The sequence below is a fragment of the Psychromonas sp. L1A2 genome, assembly GCF_009828855.1.
Classification (GTDB): domain Bacteria; phylum Pseudomonadota; class Gammaproteobacteria; order Enterobacterales; family Psychromonadaceae; genus Psychromonas.
Genome location: NZ_WUAG01000001.1, coordinates 2,120,877 through 2,145,582, shown reverse-complemented (window position 1 = coordinate 2,145,582; position 24,706 = coordinate 2,120,877). Strand labels below are relative to the sequence as shown.

The window sequence follows — 24,706 nt, the reverse complement described above, 5'->3', positions numbered from 1 at the left end:
AACCGCTACTTCTTCATGATTAAGGTTTTTATTATTATTTTCAACTTTCTTTAAAACGAGTTTAGCTAATGCATAAGCAATAAGTACGTTATAATTTCATTCATTATTTTTATTAAGATTTAATTATGTCTAGATCATTAAAGCAACCAACATCACTTAAGTACCTTTCTGCGTATTCTCCCCAGGTACAGTCACAAATACAAACAATGCTAGATCAAGATAAGTTGGGCGCATTCTTACTTACAAAGTACCCAGAGCAGCATACTATTAATAATGATAAGTTATTACGTGATTATGTAATGGAGTTGAAAAATCGTTATTTACGTAAGTCATCACCGCTAAGTAAAATTACTTATGATAAGAAGATTCATGTTGTTAATAATGCATTAGGTCTACATACTTTTGTTTCTAGAGTGCAAGGCAGCAAGTTAAAAAGTAAGAATGAAATTCGGATTAGTGAGCTATTCAAGACTGCTCCTGAAGCCTTTTTAGAGATGATAGTTGTACATGAGTTGAGCCATATACGTGAGAAAAATCACGATAAAGCCTTTTATAAATTGTGTGAACATATGTTGCCCGATTACCATCAAATGGAGTTTGAAATGCGTTTGTATTTAACTCAGTTAGAGCTTAAAGGCAGCATTTATTAGGCCGCTCTTATGAAGTCGTTGTATTAGGCAGTATCGTTCAATAAACTTATGATGTGGTTACTATTAAGAAAACCGAGCTATGAGTCCGCTAGGTTATTATTTTGAGTATTAATCACGGTCCTCCATTTTATAAATTACTTTAGCACTATAAATCTTATTCTTGTAAGCGAGTGTCACCACTACGCGTAAATCCAATGGTGTTAATATTGGCTACACATAGGAAGTGAACTAATACCAAAAGTATTAATAAGGTGATCATTTTTGCTGGTTAAAATCACCTCTAACTGCGTTGTGAGTTTTGAAGTGAGAACAACTATCTCCTACAACTCACGCCTTATTAGTGTTAATTTTTCCTGCGCAATCCTTGATCACTTATTTAATTCCATTGGTATAAGTCTATTCGTAAAAAGCGTAATTTATATTACGTTATCAGCATATTTTTGTTTTATTGTTAAAATCTCTTTTTGTACTGAGAAAAAGGCATCAACAACAGTTGGGTCAAAGTGAGTACCGCTTCCTTCTTTAATGATGGAGAATGTTTTTTCTTCCGAAAATGGTTTTTTGTAGGGCCTTTCAGAGGAAAGAGCATCAAATACATCCGCAATGGCAACAATACGTGCCGCAATTGGAATATCGTTGCCTTTTAAACCATCGGGATAACCACTACCGTCCCATCGTTCATGATGAGAACGGGCAATTATTTCGCCTAATTGAATCACTTCGGAATCCGATCCCATTAGAATTTTTGCGCCTACAACAGTATGTTGTTTCATGACTTCCCACTCAGCGGCATCTAATTTCCCGGGCTTTAACAATATATTATCGGGTGTCGATATTTTACCAAGATCATGCATACAGGCTGAAAATAATATATTTTCAATGGTCGTTTCATCAAGCCCATAACTTCGAGCAACCGCTTCAGAATATAAACTCATGCGTTGTATGTGTGCACCGGTTTCTTCGTCTTTGTATTCTGCTGCTCTGGTTAATCTATTAATGGTTTCTAATGAAGCAGTTTTTAGGCTGAGCATTGCTTTTTCTAGAGATTCAGTTCTTGTTGCCACTTCAAGCTCTAATTTTTGTTGATAATTATCTTTTAGATCGTTGTAATCTTTTATTTTAAGTAAAGATTTTACCCTAGAGCATAGTTCATTTTTATCTACTGGTTTAGTAATAAAGTCATCACATCCTGCATCAATACCTTCTACTCGCTCTTTTTTTTCACTTAACGCAGTGATCAGAATAATAGGAATATATTTTGAAAATTTGTCGCTTCTTATTTTTCGCGTGACTTCAAAACCACTAATGCCTGGCATCATTACATCCAGTAAAATTAAGTCAATTGATTGATTGTCTAATATATCTAGTGCTTCTTGGCCTCTGGTCGCTGTTATTATTTTATATCCTTTAGGCTCAAGATAAGCTTCCATTAACTCAATATTCATTGGGTTATCATCAACAACTAAAATAACGGAACTGTTATTCATTTATTTCTCCATGTGTGTATTAATACCAATCACACTAATTAAGTTATCTATTTTACTTGTTAAAAATAACTTATTTCTTCGTTGTGAATTTCGTAAAGGAAACAACCATTAATGAATTAACATGTTTTAGTTAATTCACCGATAGACGATTAACGAAGTTAATCTTCGAAAGGCCTTAATTTTCGCCTTGAACTCACTCATTTTTCCTGCGCAAAATTTAGATCACTTATTTAATGTAATCGGTATAAATAAACGTGTTTAGTGTCATTTAATACATTGGCTCACTTCTTTAGAAAATGTTCGCGTATTTATTGGTTTAGAAATATATGCGCTATCGGATATGCAAAGTAAATGGTCTATGTCCGATTGCAATACAGATGCGGTTACAAAAACAATCGGAGTAGAAACCGTATCTTCACTTGATCTTAATATACGAGCCAATTCAGAGCCTGAAATATCAGGCAGTTGAACGTCTAATACAATAACTTGAGGTTTTACCTCTTTAATTAATTGCATTGCATCGGTTGCGTTGACTGCGGTATAGACTTCAAATCCAGCTACGATTAGAAGATCTTTTTCGAGTAGCAAGTTATTTGCGTTATCATCGACTATGACTATTTTTGTTTTCATCACGAATTACCGTTGTTGTATGTTTAATAGGTAATGTTATTTGAACGGATGTGCCTTTTTCATTGCCTTCCGATTCAACTTTTAATTTACCCCCATGAAGTTCAACTAAATTTTTTGCTATGGGTAGCCCTAATCCTGTTCCCTCTGTTACACGAGAATAGGGGGTTTCTATTCTAAAAAAACCTTCAAATATCTTTTCGATATTTTCTAGTGCAATGCCAATTCCTGTATCCCATATTACAATCTGAGTTTCAGTGTCTGTTTGCGTTGCTTTAATGCCAATTTCACCTCCATCGGGTGTGAATTTGATGGCATTAGAAAGTAGGTTGTAGAGAACTTGTTTAATTTTTAACGAATCAGCTTGAATATTCTTTAATTCTTTCGAAATATCTATGATCATTTTAAGATTTTTTTTATTCGCTGCATCTTTTATTAAACCAGATATCTCATATAAAATTTCTCGTATTGGTAGTTCAGAAATAGAAAGGGTCATTTTTCCGGCTTCAACCTTGGCCATGTCTAATATTTCGTTTATTAATAGTAAAAGATGGTTACCGCTTACTAATACATTTTTAACATATTGCTTTTGTTTGTCATTTAATGGACCAAAGGTTTCATCATAAAGCACCTCTGAAAAACCATTAATAGAATTAAGAGGAGTTCTTAATTCATGTGACATATTTGCTAAAAATTCTGATTTAACTTGAGCTGCTCTTCCTAAATCTTTCGTTAGTATTTCTAGTTCTTTGTTGGCTTTAACTAGTCCCTCTTGAATTGCATTTCTTTCAGTAATATCTTCAATAGACAGTAAAATTATGTGATCTTTTGATTGCGAATGTTCAATTTGTCTCGCATTGAGTAACATAGTACGCCAACCGATAGTGGTAAAATCATGTTCTACCTTGTATCCGTCAAAACTGGTTTTTTGTGGCAGAATTGTTTCTAGTAAATCCCTTAATTTTGGTATATTCCATTGATTATTACCTAAGTTATAAATTAACTTTCCAATCGTATCTTTCGGTTCAGCTCTAAAAAAATCATAGAATGATCGGCTAGCCGTTATTACTCTTAAATGTTGATCCATCACGATTAATGGTTCTCTAACCGTGTTAACAATACTTTCTGAATATTCTGGCAATTCTGTTTTGGTACTTGTTTTTTCCACTTTGAAATCCTTTGTACCATAAGGTTTGCTGCTGTTTATGAAGTAATGTTACTTTAAATAAAGAAGCTAGAATGATTAACTATTGTACGATTTTATTTTGTGCAACTTTTTATAAAAAACAATAGAGCTCCACTTTTAATAAGTATTTTAATGAAGAATTTTTGATGTTTATGCTGTATGACAGTAGATAGTAACTATACACTAATAGCAAGGAATTGATTTTTTAAAAGTTTTAAGATTGATAAAGTGTCCAGTTCAATTAGACCAGGATATGCTTACATTTTTAAAGCGTAAATCTAATACCAATCACACTAATTAAGTGATCTATTTTACTTGTTAAAATAACTTATGTATTCGTTGTAAATTTCGTAAAGGAAACTGCCATTAATGAATTAACATGTTTTAGTTAATTCACCGACAGACGATTAACGAAGTGAATCTTCGAAAGGCCTCAATTTACACCTTAAACTAAGTCATTTTTCCTGCGCAAAATTTAGAATACTTATTTAATGTAATCGGTATAACGAATTGGCTCATTTATATCTTAAAGCGCACGACAAACCATTTATCAATTGTACGAACACATGTTGTTAGTTTATTAGCACTTTGAATTTTAAATGCTTATTCCCTAAGGAGTTAGACTCAAAAGGGGCAATTTATTGAGTGACTAAGTATTGTTTTAATTGTTTCATCCCTTCATCAATAGTCACTAATGCTTGGTAATCAAAGTCTTGTTTTGCGGCACTTATATCGAAGTAGTGGCTGGTTGATAACTGCCTTGCTACAAAACGTGTCATGATAGGTTCATTCTGATTGCCTGTTCTTAAATACCACCATTCTAATAGCGTGCCAACAAAATAAGCAATGCCGCTAGGAACTCTTGCTGTGACGTTAGGTAAGTTAGCAACTGTTAAAATATTGTTTAGCATGTCAGCCATGAGAATAGGCTGTCCATTACTGATAAAGTACGCTTTGCCTGCACAACGAGGTGTGGGTTTATTTAACTCAAGTGCTGCCAATAAATGTGCGTAAACAGCATTATCGATATAAGTAGTATCAACTAACTTATCTACTTTCCCGACTAATTTTAACTTTCCTGCTCTAGCCCGTTCGATCACTCTTGGGACTAAATGAGGATCGCCTGGACCCCAGATTAAATGTGGCCTTAAGGAAACCGTGTTAAGTTGGGCTGAATTACTCTCTATTACAGTTTGTTCTGCGATTGCTTTAGAGAGGCCATAAAAATTTAGGAATTGCTTTGCGTAGGGTTGTGATTCATCAATGTTATTTTCATCTTCACCACTGAATGTTACGCTGGGTGTACTGGTATAAACAAGATGTTTTATGTTGTGTTTGTGACAGCCCGCTATAATGTTTTCTGTACCAGTGACATTCGGTCCAAAGTAACTGGCTTTATCACCCCAAACTCCCGCTTTTGAAGCCACATGGAAAACAAGTTCACAACCTTGCATTGCCTTGATAACCGATTGTTTGTTTTGTAAATTACCTTGAATTAATGTCACACCCATTGCGTTTAAATGAGGGTATTCTCCACGCGCAAAGCCAACCACTTTTATGTCTGCGGCTCGGAGAAATCGACATAGCGCAGTGCCTAAAAATCCACCGGCACCGGTAATAAACACACTGCTGACTTGTGTCTTTAATGTATTCAAAATAAGTTGATGTTGTGGTAGTAGTTCAGATAGGAGAGGGCGGTTGTCTGTCATTGTGTTTCTCTTTGTTGATTTTTTTTGTGAGACTGACTAATACCAAAAGAATTAATAAGGTGACCATTCTTGCTGGTTAAAATAACCCCTAACTGCGTTGTGAGTTTTGAAGTGAGAACAACTATCTCCTACAACTCACGCCTTATTAGTGTTAATTTTTCCTGCATAATCTCTGATCACTTATTTAATTCCATTGGTATAAGTATGTTGAGTCTAACACTTTAATTTGAGTATTTACTTTTCACTTATTTTTATTGAATTGTTTTATTTCATTCTCAATGTTTAGACTTGTGTTTGAGCCCATACTGCTAATTTCTCTCTAAATATTTTGGCGTTGTGACGAATATCCATCGGGAATTTCTTATGGATATAAAAAAGCGCTATACCTTGAGTTTGTTGATGTTGGTTTGCTATGTCGAGTAATTCATCAAACAATTTTTGTTGGCCTACCTTTTTACTTTTTTCTATCTCAATACAAAGTGCTGGAGTTGTTTTACCATTAATATTGACGCTCACTAATGCACTTCGTTTAAGCATTTTATGAGTGTTAAATATTCGTTCACAGGGAATAGAGTAATAGGGTTTATCAACGTTAAGATGATTAGATTGAACTTGATGTGCTTTGCGCCCACACATCCACAGTTTGCCTTTATCATCTAAATAGCCAAGATCGCCCATTCGATGACGGACACTGTTACCCTCTTTTATCTTAGCTTGTGCGGTTGCTTGATCTCGATGATAGTAACTCGCACTGACTTGAGGGCCTTTGACTACAATTTCACCAATCTCAAAAGCGGGTAATAATAAATCATCATGCCAATGCTTGATGTCTTGCTCTGTAATGTGAATGATTGATATATCTATGTTTTTAATCGCTGAACCCACACAAATACCGCCGCCTTGATCGGTAATATTTGTCGTATTAAGTAACTGTTGGCTGCCTATTTTACTAATAGGTAATGACTCGGTCGCACCGTATGAGTTAATAACTTCAGCGGTACCCGTCAACATCTTACTAAAGCGATTAATAGAACTAAGTGTCGCCGGGGCGCCTGCTGAAATAACGCGTTTTAAGCTAGGCAACGTGTGTTTCTCTTTTTGGCCTGCTTGTCCGAGTACGTCAAGTAACGCAGGGTTTGCAAATAGATTAGTACATTGATATTTGTTAATGGCAGCAAAAATATAACGTGGATTTGCCTTTATAGGCTGACTTGCATCCATTTCTGGCACAATTGAAGCCATGCCTAATGCAGGACCAAATAATGAGAATAAAGGAAAAGTTGCTAAATCAGCTTCCCCCATTTGAATGCCATAATCATTTTTTAATACATTTATCTGCGCTTCAAACATGCTATGGCTATAAACAACCCCTTTAGGCGTGCCTGTACTGCCGCTTGTAAACAAGATGGCGGCTAATTGGTGCGGGCTTAGTTGTTGTATTAGATATGGCTTAGTGCGTGGATATTTTTTTAATAAGCGAGATAACTGTTGGCCACCAAATAAAGCAGGACCGTTTACATTGATGATATGCTTGATGGTTTTTTTACCCCAAGCAAATAGCAGTCTAGCTAAGTGTGCTTTGGGAATACCTATAAATGCATCTGGCTGTGATTCTTCAAAACATTGTTTGAGGTTTTTAACGCCCATACCTGGGTCGACTAAAATCGGTACAATCCCTGCTTTAAATAATGCAAAAGTGAGATTAAAAAAAGCGATACTTGGCGTGACCATTAGTACCGCTTTATCGCCAGCTTTAATACCAAGTTGGTTTAAAGCATAAGCGATATCATCACTTTGTTGGTGCAGTTCTGCAAAGGTTAACTCTTTGTAAGTTAATCCTTTAAGCTTTTTTTTCTGCACACTAACTGCAAGGCTATTTGGAAAATTTTTAGATGCTGCCACTAAGTGGCGGCACAAATTTCCTTTATTGCTTTTTGTTTTACTTTTAGTACTGGTTCTATTGTACTTTTTTAATTTACTCGGGTTGGACATCTATGGGTTTTTATCCATAAATTTTTGCACAATATTGATCACTTCATTGCTGGCATCTTCAAGAATATAGTGACCACAATCAGCAAATTCATGCACATCAGCATGTGGCATTTTTTGCTTCCACATTGTTAAAAAGTGTTTATCAAAAACAAAGTCCTGTAGTCCCCAGCAAATAACCGTGGGGATAGTTTGAAAATGTTTCAAGCTACTGTCTATATTCTCAACTAACTGGTAATTACGATCTTCTGGTGACAATGGAATATCTTGAACAAATCGTAGGGTAGAAATACGGTTCTTCCAAGAGTTGAAAGGGGCGACGTAAGCTTTACGAATGGTTGAGGGCATTGCTTTACGCTTAACACCAACATATGAAGCTATTGATGAAAATGCATTGAAACCACGTACTAGCGCTGTGCCTAAATAGGTGTTTCTACAAATCCACAGTGGAATAGGAAACTTCTTTGTTTTAGGTAAGTTGAATGCAGCTGTATTTAAAATGACTAAACGTTTTATACGGTCTGGATAACGTGCAGCGAAACCCATACCAATCATTCCACCCCAATCATGCACAACCAAAGTGATATTTTGTTTTATATCTAGGTGGTCTAATAGCTTTTCAAGGTCGTTAATACGTTGATTTAATGTGTAATCATAATCCGCGTCTGAAGGTTTGTCAGAGAGGCCACAACCAATATGATCTGGCACGATACATTGATATTGATGACTTAACTCGGTTACTAAATTACGGTAGTAAAAAGACCAGCTAGGATTACCATGCACCATTACAACTGGTTCGCCTGAACCTTCATTTAAGTAATGATATTTCTGACCATTTAAGTCTAGAAAGTTTCGTCTGAAAGGAAATAAACTATCAAAATTCATACTACCACTCCAATCCAAGCATCATACAATTCAAACCGCTGCCTATTCCTAAAAAGCTGACATTATTGCCTTTTTGTAGGAAACCTTGTTCATCTGCCAATGCCGCTGTTACAGGTAACGAGACTGTGCCCATATTGCCTAAATATTGAAACGTTGGATATTCTTTTTCAGTGGGAATACCTAATGCTGCTAGCACTTGTTTTTGGTTAGCAGAACCAACTTGATGACATATTACTTTATCAACACTGCCAATCGTCCATTGTTGTTGTGTTAAAAAGTTTTTCCATGTATCTAAAGCTAAGGCAACACCTTCTTTAAGCAAAGGTACCGCATTAGTACGCATGAATTCACGATGTAATTTGAGTCCTACTTCTTGTAAGCCCCATTTACATAAATCATGATGTTCTGGTGCTGAAAGGTGGCTTGCACCTAAAAGTTTATGCTGACGATCATTTTTAAGTGGTAATGAGCCATCGGTCAATAACACTGCAACAGCACCAGAGCCACCAGTTAAAGTCGCAAGTGATTGAGAGAAATTTTGAATGCTAGGATTTGACAGCATATTATCAATGGTAATATCGACAATATGACGAGCAGATTCACATGAAACTACTAAACCAGCTTTAATTTGGCCTAATTCAATGCGATTTGCGATGTCTAATATACCTGATAACACACCTAAACATGCGTTACTAATATCATAAATGGCAGTGCTTCTATTAACACCTAATTCTGCAGCAATTCGACAAGCGGTAGCAGGCTCGTGTTGATCACGACAAACGCCAGTGTAGACAACTGCACCAATATCATCGACATTGATGCCTGTTTCATCTAATGATTTTTTAGCCGCTTCTATTGCACCGTCGGATAAACGGTGATCACTTGGCCACCATCTTCTTTCTTCAATTCCAGTTAATGCGGCTAGCTGGCCAGCAGGAATTCGTAGTTTTTGATACAAAGGTGCCAGGCGAGATTCTAAATCTTTACTTGTAACCACTTCTGGGGCTAGTTGATAAGCCATGCTATTAATATAAACGCGGGAATATTTCATTAAGCTGCAATTTTTCTCTTTAATTTTTTAAAAAGGACCATTTTATTCAACCCTTAAACCGGAGCAGTAGATTACCGTAAATTGTGCTTTTAACAAAGTCCAATCCTGAGCTCACTTCTAATTACTACTAATTTATGTATAAACAGCCTACTTTTTAATCTTTTAAGGGTTTGTTTTTACGTATATAGTTTATCCATTGTCGTGGAATTTGCACCTTTTTATATATATTTTTATCTACAGGCAAACTTTCATTATTAATTTCGCTAGCTAATAATTCTGCTAATAAAGGTGCACTGCACAATCCGCGCGATCCTAATCCTGTTAATAAAAAAACGTCTGATAATGTTTTTATGTTTTCGGTAGTTGTCTTACCAAGTTGATAATCGTGTTTCAGTTGATCGTAATCAGTTAATGCCCCGACGTAAGGGAAATGATCTCTTGTTGTACAGCGTACACCTATATGAGCTTGGTCATTAACAATAATGGAGTCTACCCAAGGTTTATTTGCAATACACTTTTTGAGTTTCTGATGATTGTCTGTTTGTTCTGACTCTCGATATTTAATATCTTGATCATGACGTTTAAAGGTCGCGCCCATACAATGCTCGCCGTTAATATCAGGCGTCAAATAACCTTCATGGCAAAGCGTTCGTTTTAATGGGGACAGTGCAGAGTTGGTCTTAATATGACTTACTTGACCGCGCGCAGCTGATAACGGCACAGCTCGGCATTGCTCAAACTTTAAAGTATCAAATCCAGCTGCAATCACTAACGTGTTATGTTTATATTCTTTTAATTCATTATTTGAATTTAATGTATTAGTTACTTCTGCTTCTAACATCCATTCAGTTGCACTAGATGGGGGCTCGTTTAAACTTGGTTGTTCAGTAAATGTGTTAATTTGATGGTGATAGTGAATCGTTATATTACTAAATTCATTTAGTTTTTTATGCAAAGCAATAATAAGTTGTCTCGGACTTAACCACCCACCTGTAGGATAAAACAAAGCAGGGTGGCCAATACTTAATCCAGCAAGTTGATCTGTTTGTTCAGGAGTTGTCCAACGAAGTAGTTGCTCAGGTAAATTAGCATTATGTATTTTGTGTAACTTATTGGTTGAGCTTTGATCGTAGGCTAATTGGATCACGCCATTAAATTGATGGGCGAAAGGGTATTGATGATGAATATCTTTATAAAAATTAAGTGCAAATAAATAAGCATTCGTAAATAACTGACCTAATTCATCATGCTGTTGGTTTAATAAAGGATAGAGAGCACCTTGTAAATTACCCGATGCGCCAGACCCTAATGCACTGTCTTTTGTGTAGATAGTGACTTTATTGCCTCGTTTTGCCAAAGACAATGCAGTGCATAAGGCTGAAATGCCACCGCCAATAATAGCTATGTCTTTAATAGAGACGTTTAATTGCGTTGAATTATTTTTAGAGGGATCAATATCAATACAACCTAATAATATTGCGTTTGTGTGTTGATATCCTTTACTGGTTTTTATATTGAATCCTGTATTGATTAAATATGTTTTGACCATTTCTGTTGGTGTAGATACTGCTAATGTGGCCTGTTGCTTCGAGTGTTTATATATATTCTCAAAGAATGTTTTATGTTCGGTGGTTGAATCATTATTTAAATAAAGCTTATCTAGAAACCAAGCGTCAGCTATTCCACCATGACATTTATTTATCTTATCGAGTTGCTGATTAGTATCCCCAAACCATAAGTCTAATAATATTTGTCCGTTATTAAAGGATAAACGATGACAACCTATTAGTTGCATTGGGTACTGAGAAATAAGTGACTTTATCAAATTATCAAACTGTGGAAAAAATTGTAGTATTTTTTCAAGTTCCTCAATACTAAAAGGATATTGTTCAAAACTTATGTAATGTAAGCGCTTCAGTTCTGCAGTTGAATGATTATGAGTAAAAGTTAAAAACTGTTGGGCAGTATTAATAAAATTAAAAGCACTACCAAAACCCATTTCAACAATACAGAATTGCTCGCTCGTAAACGATTTCCACCTTTGAGGTAATAAATTACCTTCACAAAATACATATTGAGATATGTTAATTGCTTCATCTTTGTTAAAATAAGCGCTATCAAATTGGTTTGAATGTGCTTCTAACTGATCTGACCAGTAAAGTTGTGATTGCTTAATTATATTGTTTTTAGCTTGAGACAAGTTATATTCCTCTATATATGCGATCATATTCTATAAAGTCAGGTTGATTTAAGAAAATTGGTTCACACTTGATGATCATATAATTAGTCCCTCAAGCAATAAAGGCTTAATAATGAAAAGAGCAGTAATTACAGGTATCGGTATTGTTTCTAGTATTGGTAACAATAAAGAAGAAGTTTTAGCATCACTTAAAAGTGGCCAGTCAGGCATTACATTTTCTGAGCAATTCAAAGAAGTGGGAATGCGTAGCCAAGTTTGGGGTGATTTAAAGATCAATCCTTCTGAGCATATTGACCGTAAAGTAATGCGTTTCATGGGTGATGCAGCTGCATACACTTATTTGTCAATGCAACAAGCAGTTGCTGATGCTAATTTACCAGAAGACATGGTTTCAAATGTGCGTACTGGTTTAGTAGCCGGCTCTGGTGGTGGTTCTTCAAAAAACCAAGTTGATGCATGCCAAATCATGAAAGATAAAGGCGTACGTCGTGTTGGCCCTTATATGGTTCCTCGTACTATGGCGAGTACTACCTCTGCTTGCGTAGCTACACCATTTAAAATTAAAGGTATCAACTACTCAATGAGCTCTGCTTGTGCAACGAGTTCACATTGTATTGGTCACGCTCTTGAGCAAATCCAACTTGGCAAACAAGATATTGTTTTCGCCGGTGGTGGTGAAGAGTTAGATTGGACAATGGCTTGTGAGTTTGATGCGATGGGCGCACTTTCAAGTAAATATAATGAAACGCCTGATAAAGCATCTCGTACTTATGATACAAAACGTGATGGTTTTGTAATCTCAGGCGGCGGCGGCATGGTTGTTGTTGAAGAACTTGAGCATGCACTTGCTCGTGGTGCTAAAATTTACGGTGAAATCGTAGGTTATGGTGCAACTTCTGACGGCTACGACATGGTTGCTCCATCTGGTGAAGGCGCGGTACGTTGTATGCAACAAGCACTTTCAACAGTTGAAGGTAAAGTTGATTACTTAAACACTCATGGTACATCAACACCGGTTGGTGATGTTAAAGAGTTAGAAGCGATTAACATTGTATTCGCTGATGGTGCCCCAAAGATTAGCTCTACTAAATCTCAAACTGGCCATTCATTAGGTGCGGCTGGTGTTCATGAAGCTATTTACAGTTTATTAATGATGGAAAATGATTTTATTTCTGCTTCATGTAATATCGATGAAGTTGATGAAAAAGCAGTTAATCTTCCAATTGTTAAAAACAAACCTGAAGCAGCTAAATTAGATATCGTTATGTCTAATAGTTTTGGTTTTGGTGGAACAAATGCAACATTAGTATTTAAACGTTTCAAATAAGATGTCGTTTAATGCATAAAAAAGGAGCCTTGGCTCCTTTTTTTCGTTTGGTTATAAGTCAGGATAAATAATGAAAATTTACATTGATGAAAATGTTCCTTACGGTAAAGATTTCTTTGGATCTTTTGGAGAAATAATTACTTTTTCTGGACGTAATGTAACGCCTGAACAAGTAAAAGATGCAGATATATTATTAGTTCGGTCGATCACAAAAGTTGATCAAACGCTATTAAGCCTAAATGAAAACATTAAGTTTGTTGGTACCGCTACGATTGGTACTGATCATATTGATTTAGATTACTTAACTAAACGCAACATTGCATTTAGCAGTGCACCTGGCTGTAATAAAATATCAGTCGGTGAATATGTATTAAGCGCTTTATTAGTATTAGCTGAAAGTAAACAATTTGAGTTAATCAATAAAACCGTTGCTATTGTTGGTGCAGGCAACACAGGTAGTGCTGTTTATCAATGTTTAACAGGGCTTGGTGTTAGTTGCAAATTATACGATCCTCCTTTACAAGTATCAGGAGACAGCAGAGAGTTCTGTGACTTTTCTGAGGTTTTACAATCAGATATTATCTCGTTGCATGTGCCTAAAACAATGCAAGGCCCATTTAAAACGTTTCATCTATTCAATGAAACAGTATTGCAGCAACTTAACCCACAACAAATATTGATTAATGCTTGTCGTGGTGAGGTGATAGATAACCAAGCGTTATTGAAGTTAGCAATAGAACGCAAAGCCCCTACATTAGTGTTAGATGTGTGGGAAAATGAACCCAATATTGAGCAAGCTTTATTGCCGTTCGTCGCATTAGCGACGCCACATATTGCTGGTTATAGTTTAGATGGACGAGTGCGTGGTACAGAAATGCTCTATCAAGCGCTATCTAAACAATTAAAAACTGAAGCCATTTTAACTAGCACTGACTTTATGGTCAAAGCTAAGATTAGCCAAACTGATATTCAATCACCTTTAACCTCAGAATTATTAAAATCTTTAGTACATTTGATATATGATGTGCGAAGAGATGATGCCTTATTCAGAAGTAAAGTTAATCAAATAAATGGTTTTGATCAAATGCGTAAAAATTATCCTGAACGAAGAGAGCTTTCTACACTTTCGCTTAATTTTACTGATCCTACCCATCAGAATTCTCAAATAATCAATTTGAACAAAATTGGTTTTACCGTTAAAAATAAATAAAAGGTCAACATGAACAAAGAATATAATATTGCACTTATTGGTGAAATTGATGGTTGTATTGAAACGACTTTAGAAGTGTTATTAAAACGTGATTTTGCCATTAATAACATTTTTCCTTTAAGTATTGGAGAGTCAGAAACTACTTCTCTTATGTATTCAGGTAAACCAGTTGATGTATTAGAAATTGACTCATTTGATTGGCAACAAGTTGATATCGCATTATTTCTTGCTGATCGAGATGTTGCACAGCAATGGATTCCGATTGCAAAAGAGCATTGTGTTGTTATCGATATCAGTGGCTATTATTTAGAAGATGCTGCGGTACCTTTAGTACAAATGGGTATTAACGATGATAATATTGCGCGTTACAGTGAATCAAATATTATCGCTATTCCAAGCCCTGAAACAGCACAACTGACATTGGCTATTAAACAAATACATCAAGAAGTTGGTATTAAACGTGTGACTGTTGCAGGTTATCAATCAGTATCATGTATTGGCAAAGTCGGTGTTAGTGCTTTAGCGAGTGAAACTGCACTTTTATTGAATGCTAAAGGTATCGAACAAAAAAGATTTAAACAACAAATCGCTTTCAATATTGTTCCGCAGATTGATGAATTTAACGAAGATGGTATTACTTTTTCTGAACTACGTTTAGCTGCTGAAACAAGACGTTTATTAAACGACCCTGAAATGGTGGTTTCAACTACACAGGTGGTTGTTCCAATGTTTTATGGTTGTTCACAAGCCGTCCATATTGTTACACATTATCCAGTAGAGCTTGAAGAAGTGGCTAATGCATTACATCATAGTGACAATATTGTATTGGCTGAATCTGTTGGCGATTATGCAAATATGATCGATGATGTTGTTGGTAATGTTGAAGTACATGTTGGACGTTTACGTAAAGATACGTGTGATGCAGCAGGTATTAATATGTGGGTCTGTGCAGACAATGTTCATTATGGTATTGCAACAAATGCAGTGTTAGTAATGGAAAAGTTAGCCTATACTTACTTATAAGTAGTATTTTGATGGGCTAGATCTCAAATCTAGCCTTTTCACTTGTTTTAAAAGATCTTCTATTGATTGTCCTAGTTTATTATATACATAATATTGTTTTGCTTTTCCCTCACAAGGATCGTTTATGAATCGCATTTTACTTGGTCTTGTTTGTTGTTCACCGTTATTTTTTAGTGTGCCTGTACAAAGCGTTGAGTTAATTGGACCTAATGATGAAATTCAATCACCACAACAACAAACAGTTGAAGCAATCCCTGCCTCTACGGCTTCCTCTGTTACACAAATAAATACGCCAACTAAATATGGACCAATCAAAAGTTCTGAAACATTATGGTCAATTGCAACTAAGCTCCGTCCTAATAATAATGTATCTGTTTATCAAACCTTAGCGGCTATTTACAAATCTAATCCTTCTGCTTTTCGTCAGGGTGATATCAATAAAATAATTGAGTCATCAGTAATCAATATACCCAGTCCAGCACTTATTGCACAACAATCAAATACTGAAGCTTATGCACTATTAAAACCGACACCTAAAGTAAGTCAAATAACTAAGCCCGAACCTAAACCTCGCGTAATTACGACAGTTCAGCCAGTACAGGTTGATGTTTCTAAAAAAGTAGAGACGTCGTTTGTTCCTATTGATGAGCCAAATACTGATCTATTGAAAAAAGATTTAGAAGATAAACAGCTGACTTTAATTCGAAATGAATTACAAGTGGCAGATCAAGAAAAAGAACTTGAATTACTTAATGAACAGTTGATTGTTGCAACTGAAGCGAACCAACGTTTAAAACTAAAATTACAACCTTTAAGTGACCAAATTACATCACTTTCAGAACAAGTAGCAAAAGATGTAAAGGTACAGAAAGAGCTACAAGCAATTATTGATCAATATAAAGCTCAAATTGATGCTATTGAAGAGCCCCCATTCAGTGGTCCTGGCATTTTAAATACAATTTTACGTGTCATTAGCTCATCAACTTCCATGTTGAGTTTTGCCATTTTATTTCCATTGTTATTATTAACAGGCATATTCCTACTTATTTTACGCCTAAAATCTAAACGTGAACTAGCGTTACGCCAACAAGAGCTGGCTGAATCTACAGCAATTTTAAGTGAAGAAAAAAGCGAGTTTGATACGTTATTAGATGATGATTTAGATATACAGCCTTTATCTGAAGAGCAAGAAGACAGTGACTTTATAGTAGATGTTTCAACGGATGAACCTGAAACTACATTAATGGATGGTAGCAACGCTGAAGATAATGGTATTGAACAAAGTATCGTTGAAGAAAACACAGGCGAACAAATAAATGAAGTCGAAGAGGTAATCGATACTGAATTAATCGATCAAGGTACTTCAGAGAATGAGCTTGAAGAAATTAATACAAATGATTTAGACTTTGACCTTGATGCCATGATTGATGGTTCAGATGATGTCATTGATTTATCAGAAGCTGATTTAAATTTAGAAGGTACTGACCAAAAAGACTTAGATTTAGCAGCACAATGGGAGTCTGAACTTGCACAAGCAGAGCTTGAAGAAAATAATGGTGTTGAACAAGAAATAACAACAGAATCTTCTGCCGACGAAATAGAAGAGGTAGATCCTACTTTCTCTGAGAGCGAACAGGAACCTATTGAGCTTGATATACCAGAAGAAAGTGACGAAGTTACACCAGATTTAGACGCTGACGTTGAAACGGTATCTGAAACCGTTGAAGACGTTGCAACAGATTTAGAAACCGATGTTGAAGCAATAACTGAAACAGTTGAAGAAGTTACATCAGATATAGATGCTGACGTTGAAGCGGTAACTGAAACAGTTGAAGAAGTTGCAACAGATTTAGACGCTGAAGTTGAAGCGGTATCGGAAACAGTTGAAGAAGTTGCACCAGATTTAGACGCTGAAGTTGAAGCGGTATCGGAAACAGTTGAAGAAGTCACATCAGATATAGATGCTGACGTTGAAGCGGTAACTGAAACAGTTGAAGACGTTGCACCAAATTTAGACGCTGAAGTTGAAGCGGTAACTGAAACAGTTGAAGACATTGCACCAGATTTAGACGCTGAAGTTGAAGCGGTAACTGAAACAGTTGAAGACATTGCAACAGATTTAGAAACCGATGTTGAAGCATTATCTGAAACTGCTGATAAAGATATTACATCTGATATTGAAACAGACGTTGAAGCGTTATCTGATGATGTTGAAGAAGTTGACGCTGATACATTAGCAAAGCAGTTGAGTAGTGGTGCATTTAATGAAGATGTTGCATTACCAAGTTTCGACAAAAATGATGATAAAGGCTTCATAGATATTGATACCTTACTAACAGGTGATGAAGCAAGCGATGTTACTGAAGAAGACTTTAATCTAGAATTCGGATTAGATGAGTTTCCTGACGTAGTCGATTCATTTGCTGAATTTGATACCGATGCTGATGGTGTTGCTGCGCAGTTGGATTTAGCGCACGCTTATTTAGAAATAGATGAAAAAGAAGGTGCAAAGGATATATTAACTAAACTTTTAGAAAGCGCGCCAGAAGATAAACTTAAAGAAGTAAAAAAATTACTTGCTAGAATTAGTTGATGTAATTTGTTTTAATTTAATTAAAACGTAACACAAAAACTTAGAATAATACGTTGAATAAATTTACTTCCAAAGCCAGCATTGCTGGCTTTTTAAATCAAATGGAAAAATTATGCGCCCAATCATTTTGGATGTAGAAGGTTATCAATTAACAGCAACAGAACAAGAGTATTTAGCGCATCCTTTAGTGGCGGGCGTTATTTTATTTACTCGCAATTACGATAATATTTTACAGTTAAAAGAATTAGTACAACAAATTCGGTTATATGCAAAAAAAGACATTATTATTTCTGTCGATCATGAAGGAGGTCGCGTACAACGCTTCCGTGAAGGGTTTACTGAGTTACCATCTTGTGGCTCCTTAGTTGCTCATTCATCATCAATGCAAGAAGCCTTAGCTCTAGCAAAGGCAAGTGCATTTGTAATGGCGAGTGAGTTACTTGCATGTGATATAGATTTAAGTTTTGCACCTGTGTTAGATATTAATGGCATATCCGATGTTATTAAAGAACGTTCATTTAGTGAAGATAAAGCACAAGTGTCTCAACTTGCTTCTGCTTATATAGAGGGTATGAAACAAGCTGGTATGTCCAGTACAGGTAAGCATTTTCCGGGACATGGTAGTGTAAAAGCAGATTCTCATATTGCTTTACCGGTTGATAACCGAAGTTTTGAACAAATATTTGATCATGATATGCAACCCTTTAGTGAATTAATTAAAGCAAATAAATTAGATGCGATAATGCCATCGCATGTTGTTTATTCGCAATGTGACTCATTACCTTGTGGTTTTTCTGAGTATTGGTTACAGAAAATATTGAAACAGCAACTTGGATTTACGGGAGCTATCATCAGTGATGATATTTCAATGCATGGAGCAAGTTTTGTTGGAAATCACTTGTCGAGAGCAAAAGAGGCAATTCATGCAGGTTGTGATCTGATACTTGCTTGTAATGATACTCCAGCTGCAATGAGTATTTTAGAGGGGTTGCAAGTCTCGAATAAGTGTAATGAAGATCTGATATCATCTTTATTCGCTGATAAAAGTAAACTTTCATTACCTTTACAAGCAAATAAAGTTTGGATTGACAATAGACGTTTATTACTCGATTTTAATGAGAGCCTCTAAATAGTATTATGCAATACTTGCACTATTAGTGAGTTTATTTAGACTGATAAGATAAATACTTATTATTAGTGTGACAATGTTAATAAGTTAGGCGTTTAAGTAGTATCACGCAATGGCAATATAAGGCGGAATTTAATACATGATCATCTATCTACACGGTTTTGATGCAACAAGTCCTGGTAATCACGAAAAAGTGATGCAATTGAAGTCTATCGATCAAGATGTACGTTCTGTTCATTACAGTACTATTCACCCTAAACAAGATATGAGCCATATTTTGAAAGAGGTGCATCAACATATTAAAAGTACAGACGATAGCTCACCCCTAATCTGCGGTGTTGGCCTAGGCGGTTATTGGAGTGAAAGAATAGGTTTTTTATGTGGTATTAAACAAGTCATATTTAATCCTAACTTACACCCTGAAGACAATATGGTCGGCAGAATTGAATGGCCTGAAGAGTATTTTGATATAGATACAAAATGCGTTAGTGATTTTAGGCGTGAAAATGAAAGCAAGTGTTTATGTATTTTGTCTACTGTCGATGATGTACTTGACAGTGAAGTGAGTAACCATGAGTTAGCTAATTACTACCCAATTATTTTCGATCAAAATCAAGGACATAAATTTACCGATATAGCGGTTCATCTAACAACTATTAGCAAGTTTAAAACAGATAAATAATCATTAAGCAAAAGAGTTTAGATGCTCATTAAATTTGTTTCTATTAATAGACCTGCCTTGTGCAGGTTTAACTTCAAATCAAAAACTATCCTATAATTTTACTTAAATCAGTTCAAATGCGACTTCATTCGCAATCAAACATAAAATAAGGTGACTTAGCGCTCATTTTTTTATAACCTTACTTTTTGTAAAACACGATGTAGATCAACTTTTTTTATAAAACATATTTTTATCAATAAAAATAAGAGTGTTATTTGTAAAAAATTTAATTTTATTGAGGTCGTTATGAAGAAAATTGTAATAGTAGGTGGCGGTGCTGGCGGTTTAGAGTTAGCTACGAAGTTAGGTAATAAGCTTGGTCGGAAACAAAAAGCACATATTACTTTAGTTGATAAAAACAGTACTCACCTCTGGAAACCATTGTTACATGAAGTAGCCGCTGGTTCTTTAGATGATGGTATCGATGCTGTAAGTTATAGAGCACATGCAACAAATCACTCATTTAACTTTAAATTAGGTGCGATGCGTAACCTAGATCGTGTGAATAAAACGATTTCAATTGATGCTTTATTTGATGAAGAAGGCTGTCAAATTTTACCTGAAAGTCATCTTGAGTATGATATTTTGGTCATGGCCTTAGGCAGTGTCAGTAATGATTTTAATACAAAAGGTGTTGGTGAGCATTGTATCTTTTTAGATAGCCCACAGCAGGCGAAAAAATTCCATCACCGTATGTTAAATAAGTATTTACAATTAGGTGTTAAAGAAACAAATTCAGTTAACGTTTCAATTATTGGTGCTGGCGCAACGGGGGTAGAGTTATCTGCTGAGCTATATAATTCACTCAAACAAGTTTCTAGCTATGGCTTCTCACATATTAAAAGCGCTGATTTACGCGTTAGCTTAATTGAAGCTGGCGATAGTATTTTACCGGCTTTACCTAAACGTATTTCAGCCTCTGCTCATCGTGAACTACTTAAGTTAGGTGTTGATGTAAGAACTAACACAATGGTGACTGAAGCGAATGAAGAAGGTTTATTAACTAAATCGGGTGAATTAATTAAAGCTGATTTAATTGTATGGGCGGCGGGTATTAAAGCGCCTGATTATTTGAAAGATTTAGCTGGGCTAGAAACTAATAGAATTAATCAATTGATTGTTAAGCCAACATTACAGACTACTCTAGATAATAATATTTATGCAATTGGTGATTGTGCAAGTTGTGCATTACCTAATGGTGGTTTCGTGCCTCCTCGTGCACAGTCAGCCCATCAAATGGCTTCATTAGTAGGTAAGAACATTTTGGCTACACTTAAAGATAAGCCATTAAGTGATTATAAATATACTGATTACGGGTCACTTGTTTCATTAAGTAACTACAGCACTGTAGGTAGTTTAATGGGAAGTTTGATGCAAGGTTCAATGATGATTGAAGGCCGTTTAGCTAAAGTTGTTTATATTTCTTTGTATCGTATGCATCAAGTGGCCTTGCATGGTTATATCCGTACTGGATTGATGACTATTGTTGAAAAAATTAATCGAGTGTTACGTCCACGTTTAAAGCTACATTAATTTTTAGTTTGCATACCATTTTATAAAAAATGCCTCACATTGTTGAGGCATTTTTATTCATGACTATTAATCATAATTAGTTTTTCTGATAGGGAATTTTGTTCTCCATTTTAATAATCTATTATTAAAACACTTATCATTAAAAGAAATAAATGGTCTACCTAAAGCAATCTCTTAATTGTTTGCTTTTAATAATATAAATACAACTCCATGCAACGACGACTAATTGTATTGAGGCAGCAACTGAATATGTAAAGTGTTGCATATATAAATAATAAACCTGTAAACCTAAGTCTCCTAATACACTCGCTATAAGTAAGTAGAAGCAAAATGGCCAACACTTTAATGCCCAACCATCTTGTGCATGACGTCTGCCAGAGACTAAAAATATAATTAGTGGAAATAAGCCAATGATCAAACCAAGATAAAAATGCACTTTATCGGGGTAAAAAATTTGTAATAACTTATTTCCTGTTTGTTGGGAAGCAACAGATATGACAAGTAACATCAAAGTTCTAGATAAAAATAATAAAATATACAGTAACACTGGTGGCGCTTTTAAATCACCAGATTCAGTATAGTGTTGTAATGCGTAGAGACGTTGTTTCATTATTTACTCGATATATTTAATACATTATTAACGAAAATCACCATCCTCACTATTTTGAATATCCCTATAAATAAATTTTCTTATTAAATAATGGGGACTAATAACTGATTTAACAAGTGTGTTGTTTATAAGTCTTTATTTTAAACACTTATAAACAATATAGGCAGGGCAGAATCTAGGTTTAAATAACTAATAATAATTTAAGTCATTATCTAGTGATGTATGCTTGTTAAAATGAATGCTAGCTTCGTTGTTAATTTCGTAAAGGGAATAACCATTTAGCTCACTTATTTAATGTAATCGGTATAACTAATACACTTAAACAGAAAGGGAGGAATTTTATCCATACTAATATAGATGAAACCTTCTGGTTTAATGACTGATGGGCTTATTGAGTGCTTGAGATAATAGTCGATAGGTCAAGGCGAGCATTTATAATACTAACGTTAATATTAAAAGGGCAAAGTGGTTTATACACTCATTTTTTAATTTATGTTTTTTAACAAAGATTATTTAATATTATTTTCCAACTTTTATTAAAGTGACTCCCCAACTTTTACTAAAGTCCTTGGGGAGTAATATTTGCAGAAGTATTGTTTATTTAATGTAGCATTGTGTGCAGTAGACATAACGACTTTGAGGATCATTAAGTCTAGTGACAAAGTTTGCTTGTTGCTCTAGATCTGAAAATAAAGAAACCCAAGATGGCTGTTTAATCACGGCATTAGGTAAAAAGCTGACTGAACTTATTAATAATTGATTAAAGAAAGCTTGTTTAGAAGAAACCTTGGGCTCGATAGAGATAATATCAAAATCATCTAAGCTCGCTAAGTTTGCTGCACTGTTAATGGCAGTTTGTAAGTTGCCTAGTTGATCAACCAAACCATTTTCAAGGCCATCTATACCAGTCCAAACACGGCCTTGAGCTACTTTATCAACTGCTTGTACTGTCATATCACGTCCTTCTGATACCACTTTTAAGAAATTAGCATAGCCGCTTTCAATTCCAATTTGAAATATCTCAGCAAGTTCAGGACTTAGGGGCTGTGTTATTCCAAATCCAGAAAGAGGGCTAGTTGAAACCCCATCTTGATTTATGCCTATTTCCTTAAGTGATTTATCGATAGTTGCAAACATGCCAAATATTCCAATAGAGCCAGTTAACGTCGTCGGTGATGCAATAATTTGATCGGCAGCAGAAGCTATCCAATATCCACCAGAAGCTGTCACAGACCCCATTGAAACAACTACTTTTTTATCTGCGGCTTTTAGTGCAAGTACTTGTTGTCTAATATTCTCAGAGGCAAAAGCGCTACCCCCTGGTGTATCTAAACGAATAACAACGGCTTTAATGCGACTATCATTACGAGCCTGTTTTAATAAACTATTGAAGCTTTTATCCGCAATTGTTGTTCCATCAGTGACTCCAGATATTATTTCACCAGAACCGTGTATTACTGCGATTCTATTAGTCGCACCTGTGGTTTTATATAAAGGAGACAACGTTGACCTATAACGGTTGTAGTCGATGATATCAATAGCTTTACTTTCATTGTTAGTAGGGTGCGTTAAGGTGGTTATGAAATTATCATAAAATTTTAATTCATCGACTAACCCGACAGAAAGTGCATATTCACTTGTGTCACCAGAAACTGCCTGTAATTGTTTTTTAAGAGATTTTAAGTCAGGGCTTATGGAATTAGCGGTTAATAGTTTATTAGCTTTACGTTGCTCTAATACTCGTTGAATGTAACTTTCCCATAGCTGATCTAACCAATGTTGATTCGCTTCTTTGCTATATTGCGACATTTCAGTTTCAGTAAAGGGTTCAACAAATGATTTGTAAGTTCCCACTTTAAAGATATGTGGTGTTACTAATAATTTATCTAATAAATCTTTAAAATATAATCTATTGACTGAATAACCTTGCAAAAGAACAAAACCATTTGGCGGTAGTGTAATGTGGTCGGCATAAGCGGCTAGATAGTATTGGGTTTGCGTATAATTATCCGCATAAGCAAATACAGGCTTACCTTCAGTTTTAAATAGATTAATCGCCTCACCTATATCTGTAAGTTGATCGAGACTGGCTGACTGTAAACCGCTTAACTCTAGCACCAATCCTGTTATTTTTGGATCATGTTGTGCATTTCGAATGGTTTTAATTAACTCTTGTGTTTCAAATTCTTGTGGTATTTCTTGATCTAATCCAGTTAATTGTTTTGATATCTCTTGTGAAATATTAACTGGGTGTTTCTTTTCTACGATAAACCCATTTAAATTTAAACGAAGATAGGAATTATCAGCCACTTTTATTTGTTCATCTTGTGTTTCAAAAGAAACAAAAATGACTAGTACAATAATTAAGAACAACACATTAAGTATTAATAAACGGATTAAATTAAGTAATTTAAACCCTTTAATAAATAGTTGTTTAATAAAACGAAATAAGAAAGCCATAAACGGTCCTTGTGACACAATAAGATGTTAATAATAGTAATACCAATCACACTAATTAACTGATCTATTTTACTGATTAAAATAACTGATTTCTTCGGTGTAAATTTCGTAAAGAAAACAACCATTAATGAATTAACATGTTGTAGTTAATTCACCGACAGACGATTAGTGAAGTTAATCTTCGAAAGGCCTCAATTTACGCCTTAAGCTAAGTCATTTTTCCTGGTCAAAATTTAGATCACTTATTTAATGTAATCGGCATAAGCTGAATACATGGGTAATTTAGCTGATTAAAACGGTTAATCTATTACTGATT

General features: G+C 35.1%; 18 protein-coding genes. 8 read left to right on the top strand and 10 right to left on the bottom strand.

Annotated elements, in window-relative coordinates; genetic code table 11:
* The first annotated feature begins 125 nt into the window (after positions 1-125).
* Complete coding sequence (locus GQR59_RS09125; RefSeq protein WP_236546700.1) at positions 126-650, top strand: M48 family metallopeptidase; 525 nt, start codon at positions 126-128, stop codon at positions 648-650.
* 416 nt (positions 651-1,066) lie between these two features.
* Here GQR59_RS09125 and GQR59_RS09120 read toward each other — a convergent pair whose 3' ends face one another.
* From GQR59_RS09120 to mnmC, 8 genes are all read right to left on the bottom strand, one after another.
* The gene (locus tag GQR59_RS09120) at positions 1,067-2,137 is read right to left on the bottom strand and encodes a response regulator (RefSeq protein ID WP_160061808.1); all 1,071 of its coding nucleotides are present in this window, start codon (positions 2,135-2,137) and stop codon (positions 1,067-1,069) included.
* A 264-nt stretch (positions 2,138-2,401) separates the two neighbouring features.
* Positions 2,402-2,767, bottom strand: a complete 366-nt coding sequence (locus tag GQR59_RS09115; RefSeq protein WP_160061806.1) for a response regulator — start codon at positions 2,765-2,767, stop codon at positions 2,402-2,404.
* Positions 2,739-3,932 (bottom strand): sensor histidine kinase, encoded by a 1,194-nt coding sequence (locus tag GQR59_RS09110; RefSeq protein WP_160061804.1) that lies wholly within the window; start codon positions 3,930-3,932, stop codon positions 2,739-2,741. Before GQR59_RS09110 ends, GQR59_RS09115 begins: the two co-directional genes overlap by 29 nt.
* A gap of 656 nt (positions 3,933-4,588) precedes the next feature.
* Positions 4,589-5,659, bottom strand: coding sequence for a 2-alkyl-3-oxoalkanoate reductase (gene oleD, locus GQR59_RS09105; protein WP_160061802.1), 1,071 nt, complete (start codon positions 5,657-5,659; stop codon positions 4,589-4,591).
* 282 nt (positions 5,660-5,941) lie between these two features.
* Positions 5,942-7,651 carry an olefin beta-lactone synthetase gene (gene oleC / locus GQR59_RS09100; RefSeq protein WP_160061800.1) on the bottom strand — a complete coding sequence of 570 codons (1,710 nt, stop codon included), beginning with the start codon at positions 7,649-7,651 and terminating at the stop codon, positions 5,942-5,944.
* On the bottom strand, positions 7,652-8,533 hold the full coding sequence (locus tag GQR59_RS09095; RefSeq protein ID WP_160061798.1) for an alpha/beta fold hydrolase: 882 nt from the start codon (positions 8,531-8,533) through the stop codon (positions 7,652-7,654). It lies immediately after the preceding gene.
* A 1-nt stretch (position 8,534) separates the two neighbouring features.
* Complete coding sequence (locus GQR59_RS09090) at positions 8,535-9,584, bottom strand: 3-oxoacyl-ACP synthase III (protein ID WP_160061796.1); 1,050 nt, start codon at positions 9,582-9,584, stop codon at positions 8,535-8,537.
* A 154-nt stretch (positions 9,585-9,738) separates the two neighbouring features.
* A complete protein-coding gene (mnmC, locus tag GQR59_RS09085; protein WP_160061794.1) occupies positions 9,739-11,784 on the bottom strand; it encodes an FAD-dependent 5-carboxymethylaminomethyl-2-thiouridine(34) oxidoreductase MnmC in 2,046 nt (681 codons plus the stop codon).
* A gap of 112 nt (positions 11,785-11,896) precedes the next feature.
* On the opposite strand from mnmC, the gene fabB reads away from it, so the two are divergent.
* From fabB to GQR59_RS09050, 7 genes are all read left to right on the top strand, one after another.
* On the top strand, positions 11,897-13,111 hold the full coding sequence (gene fabB, locus GQR59_RS09080; protein ID WP_160061792.1) for a beta-ketoacyl-ACP synthase I: 1,215 nt from the start codon (positions 11,897-11,899) through the stop codon (positions 13,109-13,111).
* 70 nt (positions 13,112-13,181) lie between these two features.
* Positions 13,182-14,321, top strand: coding sequence for a 4-phosphoerythronate dehydrogenase (locus GQR59_RS09075; RefSeq protein ID WP_160061791.1), 1,140 nt, complete (start codon positions 13,182-13,184; stop codon positions 14,319-14,321).
* A 9-nt stretch (positions 14,322-14,330) separates the two neighbouring features.
* Complete coding sequence (locus GQR59_RS09070) at positions 14,331-15,344, top strand: aspartate-semialdehyde dehydrogenase (RefSeq protein ID WP_160061790.1); 1,014 nt, start codon at positions 14,331-14,333, stop codon at positions 15,342-15,344.
* Positions 15,345-15,468: 124 nt separating this feature from the next.
* Entirely contained in the window at positions 15,469-17,937 is a 2,469-nt protein-coding gene (locus GQR59_RS09065) for a FimV/HubP family polar landmark protein (RefSeq protein WP_160061789.1), read from the top strand.
* 112 nt (positions 17,938-18,049) lie between these two features.
* Entirely contained in the window at positions 18,050-19,066 is a 1,017-nt protein-coding gene (gene nagZ / locus GQR59_RS09060; protein WP_160061788.1) for a beta-N-acetylhexosaminidase, read from the top strand.
* A 139-nt stretch (positions 19,067-19,205) separates the two neighbouring features.
* Complete coding sequence (gene ycfP, locus GQR59_RS09055) at positions 19,206-19,748, top strand: alpha/beta hydrolase YcfP (protein ID WP_160061787.1); 543 nt, start codon at positions 19,206-19,208, stop codon at positions 19,746-19,748.
* Between the two features lie 285 nt (positions 19,749-20,033).
* Positions 20,034-21,320: an NAD(P)/FAD-dependent oxidoreductase gene (locus tag GQR59_RS09050; RefSeq protein WP_160061786.1), complete on the top strand. Its 1,287-nt coding sequence runs from the start codon at positions 20,034-20,036 to the stop codon at positions 21,318-21,320.
* A gap of 157 nt (positions 21,321-21,477) precedes the next feature.
* Here the strand turns inward: GQR59_RS09050 and GQR59_RS09045 are convergent, their stop codons facing one another.
* Positions 21,478-21,930, bottom strand: a complete 453-nt coding sequence (locus tag GQR59_RS09045) for a DUF2919 domain-containing protein (RefSeq protein ID WP_160061785.1) — start codon at positions 21,928-21,930, stop codon at positions 21,478-21,480.
* A 597-nt stretch (positions 21,931-22,527) separates the two neighbouring features.
* The gene (gene sppA / locus GQR59_RS09040; RefSeq protein ID WP_160061784.1) at positions 22,528-24,390 is read right to left on the bottom strand and encodes a signal peptide peptidase SppA; all 1,863 of its coding nucleotides are present in this window, start codon (positions 24,388-24,390) and stop codon (positions 22,528-22,530) included.
* Positions 24,391-24,706: the final 316 nt, after the last annotated feature.